Source organism: Iodidimonas muriae (assembly GCF_014647255.1).
In the GTDB taxonomy this organism is placed as follows: domain Bacteria; phylum Pseudomonadota; class Alphaproteobacteria; order Sphingomonadales; family Rhodothalassiaceae; genus Iodidimonas; species Iodidimonas muriae.
This window is the reverse complement of the sequence record NZ_BMOV01000019.1, coordinates 1-2500: the sequence shown is the minus strand read 5'-3', so window position 1 is coordinate 2500 and position 2500 is coordinate 1. Positions and strand designations below refer to the sequence as shown.

The 2500-nt window shown below is 55.0% G+C and carries 2 tRNA genes and 2 rRNA genes (1 of these 4 cut by a window edge); all 4 read right to left on the bottom strand.

Features of this window, described 5'->3' with window-relative positions:
- A 23S ribosomal RNA gene (locus tag IEX96_RS13925) occupies positions 1–1082 on the bottom strand (it extends 1665 nt beyond the left edge of the window).
- 254 nt (positions 1083–1336) lie between these two features.
- Positions 1337–1412 (bottom strand) — tRNA-Ala (locus tag IEX96_RS13920).
- A gap of 194 nt (positions 1413–1606) precedes the next feature.
- Positions 1607–1684: transfer RNA gene (locus IEX96_RS13915), tRNA-Ile, on the bottom strand.
- A 177-nt stretch (positions 1685–1861) separates the two neighbouring features.
- A 16S ribosomal RNA gene (locus IEX96_RS13910) occupies positions 1862–2500 on the bottom strand; the annotation flags it as partial.

Below are 2500 nucleotides of genomic sequence, written 5' to 3'. Positions count from 1 at the left end.
TGTTACGCTTTCTTTAAAGGATGGCTGCTTCTAAGCCAACCTCCTGGTTGTTTTGGGGTTCTCACATCCTTTCCCACTTAGACATGATTTAGGGACCTTAGCTGGCGGTCAGGGCTGTTTCCCTCTCGACGACGGACCTTAGCACCCGCCGTCTGTCTGCCGGACTAAACTCATCGGTATTCGGAGTTTGGTTAGAATTGGTAAGGCTCGCGCCCCCCGCATCCATCCAGTGCTCTACCCCCGATGGTCATCATCCGACGCACTACCTAAATAGTTTTCGCGGAGAACCAGCTATCTCCCGGTTTGATTGGCCTTTCACCCCTAACCACAGCTCATCCCCGTCTTTTTCAACAGACGTGGGTTCGGTCCTCCAGTGGGTGTTACCCCACCTTCAACCTGGCCATGGCTAGATCACCGGGTTTCGGGTCTAATGCATCGAACTCAATCGCCCTATTCAGACTCGCTTTCGCTGCGCCTACACCTAACGGCTTAAGCTTGCTCGATACACTAAGTCGCTGACCCATTATACAAAAGGTACGTAGTCACCCCTCAAGGAGGCTCCTACTGATTGTAAGCATTCGGTTTCAGGGTCTGTTTCACTCCCCTTATCGGGGTGCTTTTCACCTTTCCCTCACGGTACTTGTTCACTATCGGTCATGTGGGAGTACTTAGGCTTGGAGGGTGGTCCCCCCATGTTCAGACGGGATTTCTCGTGTCCCGCCCTACTCAAGGACGCATGATCGTTGAACCTGTACGGGGCTATCACCCACTACGGCCAGCCTTTCCAGACTGTTCCAGTTTCCTCTCATGCGCCACTGGCCTGGTCCCCTTTCGCTCGCCACTACTCAGGGAGTCTCGGTTGATGTCCTTTCCTCCGGGTACTGAGATGTTTCAGTTCTCCGGGTTCGCCTCCCAGCCCTATGTATTCAGACTGGGATACCGCCAAAGCGGTGGGTTGCCCCATTCGGAAATCCATGGATCAAAGGGTGCTCACCCCTCCCCATGGCTTATCGCAGCGTGCCACGTCCTTCATCGCCTCCACATGCCAAGGCATCCACCAAATGCTCTTATCGCGCTTAGCAGAACCACCATCATGTTCAGTGAACAGAACCGGTCAGACCGATCCGTCACCATACATGACAGAGACCCATGCTTTTCTTACGTGCATGTCACATCTTTACATTGTCAAAGAACACATCCAGCCAATGGCCGGAATTCATATTCCCAGTCGAGATTATAAAAAACGAAGACGATGTCTGTCTGGCATCGAGCACCGCGGGGCTGTTCTCGCACAAGCGTCGGAGTACTCATCCAACACATGCCGTCCCGTAGGGGATGGTGGAGCTGGACGGGTTCGAACCGACGACCCCCTGCTTGCAAAGCAGGTGCTCTCCCAGCTGAGCTACAGCCCCTTTATTCATCAGCCTCAAACGCCGGCGGTCGCATCTGCGACCTCAGGCTTTCCTCGCATAAGCTCGGGCGGCCGGTTGGCCTTGCCTCACTCCGTTCGGAAGTCATCAGCCTCAAACACCGACGGTCGCATTCACTACCGCCGCGCATCACAATCGGGCTGCATGAGGCCAACAAATAACAAAGCCTGTGGCTTTGGTGGGCCGAGGTGGACTCGAACCACCGACCTCACGCTTATCAGGCGTGCGCTCTAACCGGGCTGAGCTACCGGCCCGCTGGCCGACATCCTGACCCATATGCCAATGCAATCAGAGCCAAAATACCGCAAACACCTCAAATCAAAGAGGCGTCTTCGTTTATAATCTCGAGAGAAGGGACATGCGGACGGTGGCGCAGCTTAATGCTAAGCTGGTGTTTTAAAAGCCAAAGACCAATAAAACGCCATCCTTAGAAAGGAGGTGATCCAGCCGCAGGTTCCCCTACGGCTACCTTGTTACGACTTCACCCCAGTCGCTGACCCTACCGTGGTCGGCTGCCTCCTAAAAGGTCAGCTCACCGCCTTCGGGTAGAACCAACTCCCATGGTGTGACGGGCGGTGTGTACAAGGCCCGGGAACGTATTCACCGTGGCATGCTGATCCACGATTACTAGCGATTCCACCTTCATGCACTCGAGTTGCAGAGTACAATCCGAACTGAGACAGCTTTTGGAGATTTGCTCACCCTCGCGGGGTCGCGTCCCTCTGTCACTGCCATTGTAGCACGTGTGTAGCCCAGCCCATAAGGGCCATGAGGACTTGACGTCATCCCCACCTTCCTCCGGCTTATCACCGGCGGTCCTCCTAGAGTGCCCAGCCGAACTGATGGCAACTAAGAGTAGGGGTTGCGCTCGTTGCGGGACTTAACCCAACATCTCACGACACGAGCTGACGACAGCCATGCAGCACCTGTCTCCGATCCAGCCGAACTGAAAGGGTGTGTCTCCACTCCCCCAAATCGGGATGTCAAGGGCTGGTAAGGTTCTGCGCGTTGCTTCGAATTAAACCACATGCTCCACCGCTTGTGCGGGCCCCCGTCAATTCCTTTGAGTT